Here is a 16,169-nt window from a genome sequence, read left to right as displayed (position 1 = left end):
CCACCGTCTATCGGGAAATTCATCGGCTGTGTATCCAACGAGCCTGCTTTCGTTGCAAAGTCACATAAAAGCCGCAACGCCGCAGCTTTCAGCTTAAGGATGCGACAAAGGACTCCAATTCGGATCGATCATTTGTTATCGCTGTTGTTGAAGAGCATTGGCGCATCGAGGTAGACTTTGCCTAAGTAAATACCGGTCTCAATCCAGTTTCACCCGTACTGCCGGATAGCAACATGCTGTCGGCGTATGATCATGTTCATCGGGTGGTGGCAAGAGACCGGTTTGGCATTGTTACAATGTGCCATGTGCAGCTCCGCTGTCTCAGCTCTTCAGCCGCCCAAAACATCGCCACGCCGTGCCCGCAAGGGTTTTCTCATGCACCATCTTGGTGGACTTCCGAACGGAAGACCAAGACGATATGTGCAATACACTTCGGGTCCGATGGACCCCGATTCCCCAGACGGCTCCCCAGCCTTGGATTGCGTGCAGCGGATGTGGGGGCCTCAGAGCCTTCCAATCCAGCGGCAAAATCCGGCTCAACGCCAATGGCCGCAAGCTTGATGCGTGGCTTATCTACAAGTGCCTGATCTGCGAAAAGACATGGAACCGGCCAATCTTTGAGCGACAGAATGTCCGCGACATCAATCCTGTCGTCCTCGAAGCGCTGCAGTCCAACGATCCGCAGTGGATCCGGACGGAAGCGTTCAACCTCGAAGCTTTGAGGCGCAAGTCGCAGCGCGTCGATGAGTTTTCGCAGGTTGATATCGAAAAAGCGATTCTGCACGAAGCTGACAATTGGACCAAATTGGAGATTGAACTGGAGGTTCCATTTCCGACTAACACACGCCTTGACCGTCTGCTGGCATCAGAGTTGAGAGTTTCTCGTTCACGGCTTCAAACGTTTCATGACAGTGGTATGCTTCAGACAAATTCTGACCGCGCCGACGTCCTGCGACGGCGTATCAAAACTGGTACACAGGTTACCATTGACCTCTCCACCGAGGCCGAACGAGTCCAATTGTGGAGACCTTTAGCGACAGGTTAGCCCGGTATTGCCTTATCACGAAGGCCTGAAATTTCGGGCCTTCGTGATTTCAAGCCTCGTTTTTAGTAGATGGTCTTGCTTCGTTTGCCCTTGCCGTTGTTTAGCGGGATATCAACGTTATGCTCTCGATATGCGAAGCTCATCAGAATTCACTCCTGCTGACAATTCAAGAAGGCTATTCGTTTCGAAGATGCCAAGCATAAGCCCTATCAGGGATGGAGACACGAGCAGTTCAAAATCCTGCGCCAAGACGCGCCAGATAGTGAACCGCGCCGCGAACTCTCATAAAGCTCTGTGGGCGGATAGCAAACTTCCGAATGGTGGCAACGGAGATGTCGTTGCCACCAACGTGCTTTTTGCTTTCGCTTCGGGGTGAAGGTTGTGCCTTGACGCCCTGCTTGCACGTTAAGCCGGTCGGCGTTTTGGTCGATCAGCAAACACAATCAAACTGTGTGACGCGCCCTTAACCGCCGGACGTGACCCATGATCTTTCAATTTTACCATCCGAATCGAGCCCAATAGTCCATCGGAAAAGACGCTTTTCATGCTCGACGTGGTAGGTGTCATCTCCGTTATCTTGGACCCCAATAAATCTAATAGACTTTATCGCACCCTCCTTTCCAATAAAGGGCTGCAAGCCACTTAGTTGATCGCGTATCGCTTGAGCTTGCTCGGACGCCATCTCATCATAGTTCGGATTTCCTGACGTTATTCCGTCGATAAATCGGCGGAGCGCGTCCTCTGTGCCTGCTCCAGGTAGATTATTCTTGATGCGACGCTCAAGCGCAGTGATCAGTTGGTCTGCTGTTTTTTTATCGATACGTTTCCAATGTCTTTCAAAGCCATCCTGGTGCAGAATGAGCTCTGTCACTTGATCACGTGAATTGGTGATGAAGCTTACTTGAGCGTGAACAACAGTTGTAAAAAACTTTTTGTCACTTTCCGCGAAGATTTCTATGGGTGCTTGCCCTGTGATTTGGCTGAAAAATCTTCCGCCTTCGCGATAGATTTTAAAGAGGATGCCCGGTTCCAGCTGATAATAACCCACGAACTTATCGAAACGTTGAGAAGCGAACGGAATCGCGGTTCGCGGCGCGGATTGCTCCGCTAATTTTTGGCTGCGTTCATCTGTTGAAATCCCCGAACTGTCGGCGTTGTTTTGGTTGGATGCCGCGCCATTGCGTTCTCCCTGGATCTTCGCCGATAAGGTGTTCCAATCGGGGAGCCCAAGCGTCTTCGAAACGAGCTCGAGGCTTTCACTATGACTGATCCTAAGGTCTTTTATGGCAAGAGAATCGCGTAGAGTCATGAGCCATGACTTTTGCTTCACGGTAATCGCGCATAGACGTGTCCTTTGCATGAGCGAACCAAGAGCGCCAGATGGTTGCGTTAGCTGACTTAGTCGCTCGGGCAAAGGGAAAGCCGTCGAGGCGTGATACGTTCACCATTCCCTCACGGGAGCAACCAGCAGGTCGTATCAACCTTTGCTGATGCTGTATCAGGGCGAAAACAGAGTCAACTACGGAGTTGCCTGCAGTTTATTAAATCCAAGGCTAGAGAGCATATCCCTATTGTGAACACGGGGTCGTTTGCGGGACGGGGCGGAATCCTACGCTAAGGCTTTGGCCAACGATATTCTCCGGTGAGATTGATGTGTTCCCAACCGAGTGGCGAGACATGGGCCAGTAGATCGGGTGATAACGCCTTTCCGGCTCGTTTCTGGTTGGCGACGACTTCGCCGAGCTTCATGGTGTTCCAGAAGATGATGATGGCGGCGAGCAGGTTCATGCCCGCGATACGGTAGTGCTGCCCTTCCGCCGAACGATCGCGGATTTCGCCTCGCCGATGAAAGCTGATAGCCCGTTTCAGCGCGTGATGCGCCTCGCCCTTGTTGAGGCCGATCTGTGCGCGGCGTTGCAGATCGGCATCCAGAATCCAGTCGATCATGAACAGGGTCCGCTCAACGCGGCCTACTTCCCGCAAGGCTGTAGCCAGTTCGTTCTGCCGTGGATAGGAGGCAAGTTTCCGCAATATCTGACTGGGCGCAACGCTTCCGGCTGCAATGGTGGCGGCGATACGCAGGATGTCTGGCCAGTTTCGCTCAATCATGGCCTGATTGATCTTTCCACCGATCAAGGCCCGCAGGTGCGCCGGCGCTGCCGATGGATTGAATGCATAGAGGCGCTTGGACGGCAGGTCCCGGATACGAGGAGCGAACCGATAGCCGAGAATGGCGCACGCGGCAAAAACGTGATCGGTGAAGCCTCCCGTGTCAGCGAACTGCTCGCGGATATGACGGCCAGCATCATTCATGAGCAGGCCGTCAAGAATATAGGGCGCTTCGCTTGCCGTCGCGGGGATCATCTGGGTCGCGAACGGTGCGTATTGATCGGAGACGTGGGTGTAAGCCTTCAGGCCCGGCGTATTGCCGTATTTCGCGTTGACCAGGTTCATGGCCTCGCCTTGCTCAGTTGCTGCGAAGAATTGCCCGTCGCTTGATGCCGAGATACCCGCGCCCCAGAATTGAGCCATAGGTAGCGCCGCCTGCGCCTCGACCACTATGGCCAGCGCCCGGTCATAGGCCTCGCCCTCGACATGCCACCGCCCAATGCGGATCAATTCCCAGAAGGTGTGGGTATTAGTAGCATCTGCCATCTTCCGAAGGCCTAGATTGATCCCCTCCGCGAGGATGACGTTCATCAGTCCGATCCGATCGGCGCAGGGCGCTCCCGTGCGCAGATGGGTGAAGGCTTCGCACAAACCGGTTGCAGCATCCACCTCAAGCAGGATGTCGGTAATCCGCGTAGACGGGACCTGCTTGTAGAGATCGAGAACCATATCCTCGGCACCAGACGGCGCGGCGGCTTCTAGCTTCTCGATATGCAGGACGCCGTTTTGGATGGACCCACCGGGAATTGTGCCCGCGCGAGTGGCGCGACCAAGCTCGCGTAGCCGTATTTCGAGCCGGGCTTGCCGGTCCGCCAGCCATTCCTCCGGCCGCAATGGCACAGCCAGGCGGCCGCTTTCGGCCAGCGTCTGCACCGGCACTAGTGCATGTTTCAGATCGCCATAGCGCCGGGATCTGGCCAGCCAGATATCTCCGGAGCGGAACGCGTCACGCAGATGGAACAGCACCGCAATCTCCCAGAGGCGAGCATCGCCAGCCGCCTGGGCACGAAGATGCCGATGCCATTTCGAGCTCGGCCGCAGAAAGGCTGTATGCGAGGCATTGTGCAAACCGGTGCTCAGGGCCGTTACCGCCTCCAGAAGCGGCAACGCGATTGGCGCAGCTCGTATATCGAGCAGGCGCAGCATGCGAGGAGAGTAACGGCGAAAGCGGTGATAGCCGTCCAGCACATGGTTGAGGGGATCGTCCGCCATGGTGGCGGTAAGCCTGGTTGCCATCGCGACAAGGGTTTTGAAGCCGTCCCAGCCTGATCCGCTCGCGATAACATCGTCCAGCGGCTGGCCATCATCCTGTGCATCGACCAAGGCTCCACCGATTTCGGCGAAAGATTTCAGGGTGTCGCGCACTGCGTTTGCTTCGTCGGCGATCTTCGCCTGGCAAATCTGTTCCGACGCCCGGTAGAGCCTGCCGACGATCCGGTCGTGGGTTTCGACCACGGCGTCGGCAAGCATTGCCTGCCATTCCGACGCGCAGACGGCCAGAATTGCAAGCCGCCTGTCCTCCGGAAGATCGCGCATGCCGTCAGCATAATATCGTTCGCCTTGCCGACGCAGACGTGTCACGCGATGGGCTGGGACACCGGCCAGCAAATCATCGGGAAGAACGACGCGTTGCAGATATTCTATCCGGTCGAGCAGCCGGTTGGCAGACGATGAGTTCGAGCCTGGCTCGAATTGCCGCAACCAGACGAACCGATTTACCCGGTCGTCAACGGTATCTTCGAGCAACGCTAATAATGGCGTCCTAGTTTCTTGCGACAAGCGACTGGCAATTCTTGTCTCAATCTGTCGTTCAGCATCGACCAGAGCCATTGCGCATAGCCGCTCGATCGTCGATGTCGCGGGAAGAACTGTGCGCGTGCGACGGCATTCGGTCACGAAGCGAATGGCAACATCCTCGTTCGATAAAGCGATCTCGGCTTCGCGGAACAACCATTCCTTCAGATCACGCGCACCACGTCCGGAGAAGGTGCGGAATCCATAGAGCACCCGCAGTTCGGAAAGATGCTCGTGCCGCGTCTCCTCACGTGTAGCATATTCGACAAGATCATCGGCATGGAGACCGAGTTGTGCTCCGATAAAATCAATGACCTCTGCCGGTATCAGTTCACCCGGAGCCAACGCCCGGCCGGGATATCGTAGGACGCACAGTTGCAGGGCGAAGCCGAATCTGTTGTGAGCGCGCCGGCGTTGCCTGATGTGGCCGAGATCCTCATCGCTAAGAGTATAGTGCTTCAGCAAATCCGCTTGCGAGGTCGGCAGGCGCAACAGCGCATCCCTTTGCCGATCCGTGAGAGTGACGCGACGCGGCATTTATGTTCCTTTTTCAAAATTTGATCATGTTTAAGATACTTTGTTTATGAAGCTGGTTGAGATACAATTCTAGCCAGCAAAACATTCGCGTCCGATATACTGCCTCAAACCAACGTTTAAGATACATGCTGATAGGATATGCCCGCGTCTCTAAAGCCGATGGCTCGCAGTCCCTCGACCTGCAGCACGACGATCTACGGGCCGCCGGCGTCGAACAGGACAACATCTATGAGGATCGCGCGTCCGGTAGTCGGGATGATCGGCCGGGGCTGGCCGGCTGTCTCAAATCCCTGCGCGCCGGCGATATACTCGTGGTCTGGAAGCTTGATCGCCTTGGGCGGTCGCTTGCCCATCTCGTCAACACCGTAAAGGATCTGTCAGAACGAAAGATCGGCCTGCGTGTTCTGACCGGAAAGGGCGCTCAGATCGACACCACCACCGCATCCGGCCGCATGGTATTCGGTATTTTCGCCACCTTGGCCGAGTTCGAACGGGACCTGATCCGCGAGCGAACCATGGCAGGGCTGGCCGCCGCGAGAGCACGAGGCAGGAAAGGCGGTCGCAAGTTCGCCCTCACCAAAGCGCAAGTGCGTCTCGCGCAGGCCGCGATGGCGCAACGCGACACACCCGTTTCTGATCTGTGCAAGGAACTCGGCATCGAGCGCGTCACCCTATACCGGTATGTCGGTCCCAAGGGCGAACTCAGAGATTACGGAAAACGCGTCCTCGGCTTGGCCTAGGGCTTGAGCAGCACCAGAGCAGAAACCCTACATAATCTCTGATCCGCCGAGGCCCGGCCGCGCTTTTCCGTTGCGGGCAGCCCAGCTTTTCAGACGCAGACCGTTGAGCTTGATGAAGCCTTCGGCATCATGATGGTCGTATGTACCCGAACCCTCTTCGAAGGTAACGAGATCCATAGAATAGAGCGATCCGGCCGAGGTGCGGGCTACCAAGTTTGCTGAGCCCTTATAGAGCCTGAGCGTCACCTCGCCGCTGACATAGGTTTGGCTTTGATCGATCAAGGCCTGCAGCATATCCCGCTCCGGGGAAAACCAGAAGCCGTTATAGATCAGCGCGGCGTAGCGTGGCATGAGCTCGTCCTTCAGATGAGCCGCAGCGCGATCGAGTGTGATCGATTCAATCCCGCGATGAGCGGCGAGCAAGATCGTGCCGCCGGGCGTCTCATAGACCCCACGAGATTTCATCCCGACGAACCGGTTCTCAACCAGATCGACCCTTCCAATCCCATGATTGCCGCCCCGCCTGTTGAGTTCTGTCAGTAGTGCAGCAGGCGTCAGGGTGATGCCATTCACGGAAACTGCATCGCCTTCCTCAAAGCCTATAACAACGGTCTCCGGTTCGTTCGGCGCATTCAAAGGGTCGACGGTTCGCTGATAGACATAGGCAGGTGCGATCTCCGACGGATCCTCCAAAATCTTTCCTTCCGTCGAGGTATGCAGGAGGTTCGCATCAGTGGAAAAAGGAGCTTCTCCGCGCTTGTCCTTCGGAATAGCGATCTGATGCCTTTCGGCATACTCGATCAACTGCGTGCGCGATTGGGTCTCCCATTCGCGCCAGGGAGCGATGATTTTAATCGATGGATCGAGCGCATTGGCCGCCAGTTCGAAGCGCACCTGATCATTGCCCTTGCCGGTGGCACCATGGGCGATGGTGTCGGCGCCAACCTCTCTGGCTATGCTGACCAGATGCTTGGCGATCAGCGGTCGCGCTATAGAAGAACCAAGCAGATATTGCCCCTCATAGAGCGTATTGGCCCGAAACATCGGAAAGACGAAATCACGAACGAATTCCTCACGAACGTCGACAATACGGATATCTTTGACGCCTAGCCTCTGAGCCTTTTCACGCACGGGTTCCAGCTCCTCGCCCTGGCCAAGATCCGCCGTGAAGGTAACCACCTCGCAACGATACGTGTCCTGAAGCCACTTGAGAATAATGGAGGTGTCCAGACCTCCCGAGTAGGACAGCACGATCTTCTCGATCTTTTTCGTCATCACCTTCGCCTCCACATGGAATATGGCGAAACGATAGGCCAATCCACACGCAATGGGATTGCGAAGAGTTCACGAATACTGGGTATTCTGGCATATTATGCCGTGAATTAATAATCAGGAGCTATATTGTGTCATTCACTTTTGACGAGATTGATCGGCGGATCCTTAAGGTACTTCAACGCGATGGACGCATTTCCAATATCGACCTGGCGAAAGAGGTGGGGCTGTCTCCTTCGCCGTGTCTGCGCCGCGTTCGGCTTTTGGAAGAGGCGGGTATCATTGATCGCTACGTGGCCGTTCTTGATCCGACCAAAGTGGGTGCAGGCCTGACGGTGTTTGCCCGCGTCTGGTTCAAAACGCAGGATGCACAAGTCACCCTCCAATTTGCAGAAGCTGTCAGGCGCCTACCGGAAGTCATGGAATGCTACCTGACCACCGGAGAATGCGACGCCATTCTGCGCATCGTCACCGCCGACCTCCATAGCTATTGGCGTTTCCAAGCGGATCATCTGACTCGTATCGCGAGCGTGCTGAACGTAAAAACGGATGTTCCGATGGAAACCCTCAAGCGAAGTTTCGAATTACCATTGGCACTGTAATCCTTCACCAAGCCTTAGCGTAGGATTTCGCCCCCTCCCGCAAATGCCCCCAAGCTGCGGAAGCTGGCGCGCTTTGCGAATGTGAGGCAGTCTGTGATCGACCGGATCATGCATGGTTGGTCGCCCCAGCAGATCGCCGGTCGCATGCGGCTGGAACAGCATCCGATCTTTGTCAGTCACGAGACAATTTACAAGTTCGCATACTCGGCCGACGGTCATGCCATCAAGCTGTGGCGTCACCTGCCGGAGCATCGAGCTAAGCGACGACCACGACATGCAAGACGTAAGCATGGTCAAAGGTTTGGCCCGGAACTCAACATTCTGCATCGTCCGAATGTCGTTGCTGAACGCAAGCAGTTCGGACATTGGGAATGCGATCTGATTCAGTTCCGGAAGAAGTTCGGCAAGGCCAACGTGACATCGCTTGTTGAGCGGGTGAGCCGCTTTACGATCTTGCTACGTAACAATGATCGCCAGTCCCGCCCGGTCATGGATGGCATCATCCAGGCGCTGAAGAGCCTCCCTCACCTCGCCCGCCGATCGATGACATTTGACCGAGGCACCGAATTCACTGACTGGCCGTACCTTCAGGCAGGCATAGGCACGCAAACATGGTTTTGTGACCCACAATCGCCCTGGCAAAAAGGAACGGTCGAAAATACCAACCGGCGAGCGCGAAAATGGCTTTCGAGAGACGTCGATCCCTTGTCCGTAGCCGACACCGATCTGAGGTGGGTTCATCTGTGAAATGCGAAGGGATATCCAGCCCTCGCATTTCGATTTTCCCACCGATGAAGTGATCTGGCTCAAGGCCACAAACGGGCGTGTCTGTTGACATCTTTGTAAAGCAGATAGCGGAACCTGCCGGGACCGCCAGCGTAGCAGGCTTGTGGGCAGAAGGCGCGCAACCACATGAAGTCACCGGCCTCCACCTCGACCCAGTCGTCGTTCAGTCGGTAGACGGCTTTGCCTTCCAGGACATAGAGGCCGTGTTCCATCACATGGGTTTCCATGAACGGAATGATGCCGCCAGGTTGGAAGCTGACGATATTCAGGTGGAAGTCATAGCGTATATCATTTGGATCGATGAACCGGGTTGTCCCCCAGGCCCCGCCGGTGTCAGGCATCATGGCAATTTCATGCTCGTCTTCGTGGGTGAAGATTGCCGGTGGTGGCTCCAATCCGTCTACCGCTTGGAATGTCTTGCGAACCCAATGGAATTTTGTCGGCGCGTCGCTGGTGTTGAGAACTGTCCATGTCGAACCGGCCGGCAGAAAAGCGAAAGATCCGGCACGAAGATCATGCTCTGTGGTTCCAAGAGTAAGTCTAAACGCACCTTCTACTACAAAGATCGCTGTTTGGGCTTGAGCATCTGGGTCCGGTCTTATGCTGCCTCCTCCGGGTTGAACTTCCATTACATATTGCGAAAAAGTTTCCGAAAATCCTGTCATGGGTCTGGCGATGATCCAGGCGCGGGTTTTTTCCCAATGCGGCAGAAGACTGGTGACGATGTCGCTCATCACGCCTTTGGGAATGACCGCATAGGCGGTTTTGAAAACAGCCTTGCCCGAAAGCAACTGCGTCTGGGGCGGCAGGCCCCCATAATTGGTGAAATAGCTGTTCTGGGTCATGCGGCCTCGGTTTTTCTCCGGATTGGTTCCTTTATCTTGTATCGCATAAACCGAGCAACAGGAATCGTGAACCTAAGTCTTTTCCTTTGAAAACCTGCTTTGCAGCATATGGGATTTGGATAGTCGTGGATTTTCTGGACTGAAAAATCCTTGAAATTGCCGAGCAAACGCCTTGAAACAGACGACTTACGGCTCCATCTTCAGGTCAACCCGTGGTCCGGGCCCCTCTGGCAGCAGCCGCCGGCGCTTCTGCGATGTCGGACCGTTTTCGACACATGCGCCGGCATAGGATTGTAGCCATGGTCTTGGTTCTGTCAGGTGGTTCGCGCGCTTTTTCCCAGGTCAATTGCTTGTCATCGATGGCGATAAACATCTCGCACCGCGCCGGTCGTGATTGCCGTTACCGTATCCCCGCCCCTAAGCTTTTGAATATCTTACGCTAGGAGCAGGGTTATGTTTACAGAAATCTTTGCCACTTTGATCAGCTTTTTTTTGATCGACCCGATAGAGGCGGATCTTCGCAGTCGCCTGGCGTCGATGAATTCATCGGCAAGTACAATAGAACAGGTGCAAACATGCGTGCGAGATTCAGCTCCGAAGTTATTACAACAAGCGCTTAATGATCCAAGCTGGGCTGTTGCCTCTGGCTTACGCATTTCTTTTGGCTGGACTACACCGGTTGCGGTTGTCTCGGAAATTTCTCCCGAATGCCGGACCGCCTTCTCAATGCTTGGATCTGAGACCGGCGGCGATGTATAGACGATTTAAACAAGGACAGGTTATGACAAAACTTCACGACAGAGGACATGCGATGGTTCAGAGCGTTTCAGGGCTGGATTGGTGCCCAAAGGACGATACCACCTTCACAATCCGCGCCCGTCGGAATGTTTTGACGGGGTTTTGGGCCGGAGAGCGCCTGGGATTGCGCGGCCAGGAATTGGTGCTTTACGCCCAGGCCCTGCATGTGGAGGATCATCGATTGCCTGGTGATCTCGATCTTGTTGAAAAAATTCAAGCAGATTTCGCGTCGGCTGAGGTGGCAATCAGCACAGCCGATATTCACCTTGCGTTGCGCTCGTCGCATCAGCAAGCGCTACGGGATAGCGGTTGCACGGATTAAGATCATGATGATGTCTCGACAGCACGGTCCTGCCGCAGGTGACGACATTGTGCGGGGATCCGGCTTCCTGTTGGAGGTGCTGGAAACTGCTCGTTTGCGTGGTGGTATTTCCATTGGTGAACTGATCGGTCGGCGGGGTCGAATCGGGATAGCCTTCACCTTGCTGGTGCTTTGCCTGCCGACCCTGGTCCCCCTGCCCGGTCCTTTCGGGATGGTTTTCGGCACCTGCCTGGCATTTGTTGCCGTACAAATGTTGTATGGTGCAGACCGGATCTGGCTTCCGGGTTTCATTGCGCGGCGAACGGTGTCGCTCAAGGTTGTGGAAACAATGGTGCGGCTCGGACGGCCCTGGGTGCTGAAACTCGAAAGCTGGCTGATCGCCGGGCGTCTGCCGTTTCTCACGGGCAAGACGGCGCGAATGATCCTGGCGCTGCCCATTCTCGTACTGGCAGTGCTGATCTCCCTGCCAATCCCCTTTGGCAATACCGCTCCAGCGCTGGCAATCATCCTGATTGCTATCGCTCTTGCCGAGCGCGATGGCCTAGTGGTGATTTTTTCGCTCTTCGTTGCAGCTGGCGCCGGTGTCGTGACCTATTATCTCGTCACCGCCGCTGGAAACCTGCTGACCTGGGCATTTTAGCGTTTCTGCTGGTGGTGAAGGAGATTGTCTCTATTTCGCCATCGGTACGAATAGCCCGAGTTTGATATCCCGCAGCACGACATTGGTATGCATTCGGCGTATTTGCGGGTTTTCAGCCATGATAAGGGCGGCGATATCGTCGTAATGCTCAACATCCCGGGCAGTGACAATTGCGATCAAATCGACCTGCCCGGTTACATAATAAACCTGCTGAATATGATCCTGACGTTCCGACCAGGTACGAAAGCGGGCAAGCGCATCGTAATTGTCGCGCTCAATCTCCATGCCGACGATAAACACCATGGGATGGCCGGTTATCTTGCGGTCGACAACCGCGACTTCGCTTTTGACGATCCCCTCTTCCCGCAGCCGTTTCAGACGTCTTTGTACCGCAGACAGAGAAAGTCCGATCTGTTCGGCAATAATCTCAGCCTTCAGCTGACAATTTCTCTGAATGATATCGATGATCTGGCGATCGAACCGATCCAAATCGTCCATATGGCTGATCCTCCAAGTGTGCGTTTCACCTTATTTTTCCAGGGACTATCCGCTTTATGCAAGGATTTTCTGCGGTAATTATGCAATCTAGTTCGAAATTGCGCGCATAAACTGCACGGATAAGCCATTATTGTGACAGTCAATGTGAAAACTGGATCCTGTATGATAGATGGCAGCGGTTTCGCCCTTGAGGTGGAAGATATCCACAAGAGCTTCGGCGCGCACGCGGTTCTGAAGGGCTTGTCGGTGCGTGCTGCGAAAGGCGATGTCATTTCGATCATCGGGTCCTCGGGGTCTGGAAAAAGCACGTTCCTGCGCTGCATCAACTTCCTGGAAATGCCGGACCGTGGGCGCATCGTCGTCAATGGTGAAGAGGTTGCCATCAAGCTGGGGCGGCGTGGTGAGCCAAAGCCCGCCAGCTGGCGTCAGGTCGAACGGTTGCGGACCGGACTTGGGATGGTGTTTCAAAACTTCAATCTCTGGGCGCATCGCACCGTTTTAGAGAATGTTATCGAAGCGCCGGTGCATGTGATGGGCGTCAAGCGCGCGGAAGCTATCGAACGTGCCGAGTCCTTGCTGCAGAAGGTCGGTCTCTACGATAAGCGCGATGCTTATCCGGCTTTCCTCTCGGGCGGGCAGCAACAGCGTGCCGCCATTGCCCGGGCGCTCTGCGTGGAGCCTGCCGTCATGTTGTTCGATGAGCCAACATCGGCGCTCGATCCGGAATTGGTCGGTGAAGTTCTGAAGGTCATTCGGGATCTGGCCGAGGAAGGCCGCACCATGCTGCTCGTCACCCATGAGATGCGCTTTGCCCGCGATGTTTCAAGCCATGTCATGTTTCTGCACCAAGGACAGGTTGAGGAACAGGGGCCGCCTGAACAGGTCTTCGGCAATCCGTTCAGCGCCCGTTGTCGAGAATTTACCGGCGGGATCGGCGTTTGACCGGATCTTTGAAAAATTAAAATTCAACCAGGAGAAAGCCTTTTATGAAATTCTTCCCGCTGCTGTTGGCAGGCGCTGCCTTCGCCTTTTCCGCTTTTTCGGCCCAGGCCGATGTGCGGTTTGGTGTGATGAACGAATCCTATCCGCCCTTCTTCGCCAAGGATGCGAGCGGCAAGTGGCAGGGTTGGGAAATCGACCTGATGGATGCTGTTTGCGCTGAGATGAAAGAGAAATGCTCTATTGTCGAACTGTCCTGGGATGGGTTGATCCCGGCATTGGGCGCCAAGAAGTTTGACGTTATCTGGTCTTCCATGTCGATTACCGACGAGCGTAAGAAGGTGATCGATTTCACCGATAAATATTACAATACCCCCAGCCGGCTGATCGGCGCGAAGGACATGAAGCCGGGTGCCAGCGCTGATGACGTCAAGGGCAAGACCATCGGTATTCAGGTGTCGACCATTCAGTCTGAATATTACAAAAAGTATTTTGCCAAGGTGGCCTCGGAAAAGACCTACCAGACGCTCGATGAAGCCTTTCAGGACTTGGCAGCGGGACGGATCGATTACGTCTTCGGCGATTCCATCGTGCTCGACACTTTCGTCAAGAGTGATGCCGGCAAGGATTGCTGCGCCAATATGGGCGATGTCGCCGCTGATGCCGCCGTGCTTGGTTCAGGCGTCGGTGGCGGTTTGCGCAAGGACGATACCGCTTTGAAGGCAAAGCTGAATGCGGCACTGGCCGCTGTTCGGGCCAGCGGTAAATATGATGAGATCACCAAGAAATATTTCGATTTCAATATCTATGGTAAGTAAACGGTAGCTTACGTAAATGGCTGTTTCCCCCGGCATATTCGATCTGCTTTCCCCTATCCACCTGGATGGGGCGGGACGCTGTTATGGGGTGCCGGGGCAACGCTTGTCATTTCTGCGGGCGCTTTTCTGATAGGGCTGGTGATTGGGATTGGCGGCGCTTTGGGCAAGCTATCTGGCAACCGTCTGCTGCTCGGATTGCTCGATGTCTATACGACAGCGGTGCGTGCCGTGCCGGAACTGATCCTGATCGTCGGTCTTTATTATGCAGGCACTGATGGGCTTAACCGACTATTGCTGGCGTTTGGCATGCCAATGGTTGAAGTCAATGGGTTGATTGCCGCAATTGCAGTTCTGGGCATCGTCCAGGGTGCTTATATGACGGAAGTGCTCAGGGGGGCTATCCTGGCGATCCCGATTGGTCAAAGTGAGGCGGCAAAAGCCTTCGGCATGTCGCCGTTCCTGCGGTTTCACAGGGTCACCTTGCCAGCGTTGCTGCCCAACGCCTTGCCCGGCCTTGCCAATTTGTGGATGGCTGTCACCAAGGATAGCGCGCTGGTTGCCGTCGTCGGTTATCAGGAACTGGCGCTGGCGACCCGGCTGGCGGGGGCGAGCACCAAGCATTATTTCCTGTTTTTCCTGGCCGCCGCCCTGCTCTATCTCGCCATCACTCTTGTTTCCAACCTGTTCTTCAAGCTGATCGAGCGCCGGGTGCGGCGCGGTCAGCCGCTGCTGTCCTAGGAGATGTGATGGATTTCTCCTGGATAGGCAATTACTGGCCTCTGCTGCTGACGGGAGCATGGCAAACCCTTGCATTGCTGGTGATTTCGGTCGTTCTCGGATTTGTAATGGCCATTGGCCTCGCCTTTGCGCAGGTCAGCGGCGGACCGGTGACGCGGGTCCTTGCGCGCAGCTATTCGACGTTTTTTCGCGGCACGCCGCTATTGATCCAGGTCTGGTTGCTTTATTACGGCGTCGGATCATTGCTGCCGATGATCCCGGGCATTCGTCAAAGTCTGATCTGGCCGCTGCTGCGGGAAGGATTTTTCTTTGCGGCGGTCAGTTTCACGCTCAATTACGCGGCTTATGAGGCCGAAGTTTTGCGGGGAGCATTGCTGGCCGTGCCCAAGGGTGAGCTTGAGGCGGGCCGTGCTTTCGGCATGGGACGCTTCACGCTCATTCGGCGTGTCTGGTTGCCGCGTGCTATCCGTATCGCCCTCCCCACCATCGCCGGGGAAGTGGTCATGCAGTTGAAGGCGACCCCCCTCGCCTTTACCGTGACGGTTATGGATCTCTATGCGGTTGCCTACAAGGTGCGGCAGGATACGCTGCTCGTCTATGAGCCGCTGATCGTCGTCACCCTCTTCTATCTCGCTCTTACCGCGATCATTGCCCGGTGCTTCCGGGTGGTCGAGGCGCAGGTTCCAATCCGGCGATAAACAACAGGACTATATATATGACAAAGGTTCGTATTCTCGACGGCGGCATGAGCCGTGAACTTCTTCGGCTCGGTGCGGAGTTGAAGCAGCCGGAATGGTCGGCGCTGGCCCTGATTGATGCGCCTGACATCGTTCGCCAGGTGCATGCGGAATTCATTGCGGCGGGTGCGGATGTGGTGACCACCAACAGTTACGCACTGGTGCCGTTTCACATTGGCGAAGAACGGTTTCGGAATGAAGGCCCGTCGCTGATTGCCCTGTCGGGGCAGTTGGCGCGGCAGGCGGCGGATGCCTCGGGTCGAAAGGTGCTCGTGGCTGGTTCGTTGCCTCCGATCTTCGGTTCCTATGAGCCGCAGAATTTCGATCCATCAAGGGTTGATGGGTATTTGGATGTGCTGGTTGCCAACCTTGCGCCCTTCGTCGATGTGTGGCTTGGAGAAACGCTCAGCCTGATTGCCGAAGGCGAAGCCGTTCAAAAAGCGGTTGCCGCAACAGGAAAGCCCTTCTGGATTTCGTTTACACTGGCCGATGAAGCGGGACAGGAAGCTGGAGGCCAGCCGAAGCTTCGCTCCGGCGAACTGGTTGAGGATGCGGCTCTTTGGGCTGCTGGCTCTGGCGTATCGGCGCTGCTGTTCAATTGCAGCAAGCCGGAAGTTATGAAGGCGGCCGTGGATGTGGCGGCCGCGACATTCAGGCAAAAAGGTGTTTTCTTGGACATCGGTGTCTATGCCAATGCCTTTGAAGGTGAGCAGGGGGAGGCTGCGGCGAATGAAGGCCTGCATGAGACCCGCGCCGACCTGACTGATGATGCCTATTGCCGCTTTGCCTGCGATTGGGCTGATGCGGGTGCAACGATGATTGGCGGTTGCTGCGGCATTGGCGCGGCGCATATACACCAATTGTCCAAGGCTCTGTCTGCCTAGTCTCG

15 protein-coding genes and 2 pseudogenes are annotated in these 16,169 nt (G+C 55.5%); 12 read left to right on the top strand and 5 right to left on the bottom strand.

All coding sequences use genetic code 11. The annotated features are described in order from the left end of the window. The first annotated feature begins 418 nt into the window (after positions 1 to 418). Complete coding sequence (locus IEI95_RS07055) at positions 419 to 1,045, top strand: DUF1062 domain-containing protein (RefSeq protein ID WP_194416190.1); 627 nt, start codon at positions 419 to 421, stop codon at positions 1,043 to 1,045. Between the two features lie 463 nt (positions 1,046 to 1,508). On the opposite strand, the gene IEI95_RS07050 is transcribed toward IEI95_RS07055, so the two are convergent. Then, a complete protein-coding gene (locus IEI95_RS07050) occupies positions 1,509 to 2,354 on the bottom strand; it encodes a glyoxalase superfamily protein (RefSeq protein ID WP_194416189.1) in 846 nt (281 codons plus the stop codon). A gap of 305 nt (positions 2,355 to 2,659) precedes the next feature. After that, positions 2,660 to 5,545, bottom strand: coding sequence for a Tn3 family transposase (locus IEI95_RS07045; RefSeq protein WP_194415698.1), 2,886 nt, complete (start codon positions 5,543 to 5,545; stop codon positions 2,660 to 2,662). Positions 5,546 to 5,670: 125 nt separating this feature from the next. Between IEI95_RS07045 and IEI95_RS07040 the strand changes: the two genes are divergently transcribed. Continuing rightward, complete coding sequence (locus tag IEI95_RS07040) at positions 5,671 to 6,285, top strand: recombinase family protein (protein WP_113495771.1); 615 nt, start codon at positions 5,671 to 5,673, stop codon at positions 6,283 to 6,285. Between the two features lie 27 nt (positions 6,286 to 6,312). On the opposite strand, the gene IEI95_RS07035 is transcribed toward IEI95_RS07040, so the two are convergent. Then, on the bottom strand, positions 6,313 to 7,560 hold the full coding sequence (locus tag IEI95_RS07035; RefSeq protein ID WP_194415696.1) for an argininosuccinate synthase: 1,248 nt from the start codon (positions 7,558 to 7,560) through the stop codon (positions 6,313 to 6,315). Between the two features lie 128 nt (positions 7,561 to 7,688). On the opposite strand from IEI95_RS07035, the gene IEI95_RS07030 reads away from it, so the two are divergent. Both IEI95_RS07030 and IEI95_RS07025 read left to right on the top strand, forming a co-directional pair. After that, positions 7,689 to 8,159 (top strand): Lrp/AsnC family transcriptional regulator, encoded by a 471-nt coding sequence (locus IEI95_RS07030; RefSeq protein WP_180641694.1) that lies wholly within the window; start codon positions 7,689 to 7,691, stop codon positions 8,157 to 8,159. A 57-nt stretch (positions 8,160 to 8,216) separates the two neighbouring features. Then, positions 8,217 to 8,891, top strand: a pseudogene (locus tag IEI95_RS07025) (IS30 family transposase); the annotation flags it as partial. Positions 8,892 to 8,965: 74 nt separating this feature from the next. Here IEI95_RS07025 and IEI95_RS07020 read toward each other — a convergent pair. Next, positions 8,966 to 9,790, bottom strand: a complete 825-nt coding sequence (locus tag IEI95_RS07020; protein ID WP_156531904.1) for a bifunctional allantoicase/(S)-ureidoglycine aminohydrolase — start codon at positions 9,788 to 9,790, stop codon at positions 8,966 to 8,968. A 453-nt stretch (positions 9,791 to 10,243) separates the two neighbouring features. On the opposite strand from IEI95_RS07020, the gene IEI95_RS07015 reads away from it, so the two are divergent. From IEI95_RS07015 to IEI95_RS07005, 3 genes are read left to right on the top strand one after another with little or no spacing between them, the layout of a single operon-like run. Next, positions 10,244 to 10,549, top strand: a complete 306-nt coding sequence (locus IEI95_RS07015; protein ID WP_194416188.1) for a hypothetical protein — start codon at positions 10,244 to 10,246, stop codon at positions 10,547 to 10,549. 22 nt (positions 10,550 to 10,571) lie between these two features. Then, complete coding sequence (locus IEI95_RS07010) at positions 10,572 to 10,910, top strand: ATPase inhibitor subunit zeta (RefSeq protein WP_194416187.1); 339 nt, start codon at positions 10,572 to 10,574, stop codon at positions 10,908 to 10,910. Between the two features lie 4 nt (positions 10,911 to 10,914). Further along, complete coding sequence (locus IEI95_RS07005) at positions 10,915 to 11,550, top strand: exopolysaccharide biosynthesis protein (protein WP_156531906.1); 636 nt, start codon at positions 10,915 to 10,917, stop codon at positions 11,548 to 11,550. Between the two features lie 30 nt (positions 11,551 to 11,580). Here the strand turns inward: IEI95_RS07005 and IEI95_RS07000 are convergent, their stop codons facing one another. Beyond that, positions 11,581 to 12,048, bottom strand: coding sequence for an Lrp/AsnC family transcriptional regulator (locus tag IEI95_RS07000; protein WP_156531907.1), 468 nt, complete (start codon positions 12,046 to 12,048; stop codon positions 11,581 to 11,583). Positions 12,049 to 12,210: 162 nt separating this feature from the next. On the opposite strand from IEI95_RS07000, the gene IEI95_RS06995 reads away from it, so the two are divergent. From IEI95_RS06995 to IEI95_RS06975, 5 genes and pseudogenes are all read left to right on the top strand, one after another. Continuing rightward, positions 12,211 to 12,990, top strand: a complete 780-nt coding sequence (locus tag IEI95_RS06995; RefSeq protein ID WP_156531908.1) for an ABC transporter ATP-binding protein — start codon at positions 12,211 to 12,213, stop codon at positions 12,988 to 12,990. 44 nt (positions 12,991 to 13,034) lie between these two features. Continuing rightward, positions 13,035 to 13,805: a transporter substrate-binding domain-containing protein gene (locus tag IEI95_RS06990; protein ID WP_156531909.1), complete on the top strand. Its 771-nt coding sequence runs from the start codon at positions 13,035 to 13,037 to the stop codon at positions 13,803 to 13,805. Between the two features lie 16 nt (positions 13,806 to 13,821). Beyond that, positions 13,822 to 14,543, top strand: a pseudogene (locus IEI95_RS06985) (ABC transporter permease). An 8-nt stretch (positions 14,544 to 14,551) separates the two neighbouring features. Then, positions 14,552 to 15,241 carry an ABC transporter permease gene (locus IEI95_RS06980; protein WP_156531911.1) on the top strand — a complete coding sequence of 230 codons (690 nt, stop codon included), beginning with the start codon at positions 14,552 to 14,554 and terminating at the stop codon, positions 15,239 to 15,241. Positions 15,242 to 15,258: 17 nt separating this feature from the next. Beyond that, the gene (locus tag IEI95_RS06975) at positions 15,259 to 16,164 is read left to right on the top strand and encodes a homocysteine S-methyltransferase family protein (protein ID WP_194416186.1); all 906 of its coding nucleotides are present in this window, start codon (positions 15,259 to 15,261) and stop codon (positions 16,162 to 16,164) included. Positions 16,165 to 16,169: the final 5 nt, after the last annotated feature.

This window comes from Agrobacterium vitis, from assembly GCF_014926405.1.
GTDB lineage: Bacteria > Pseudomonadota > Alphaproteobacteria > Rhizobiales > Rhizobiaceae > Allorhizobium > Allorhizobium vitis_H.
This window is presented reverse-complemented; position numbering and strand designations above follow the sequence as displayed.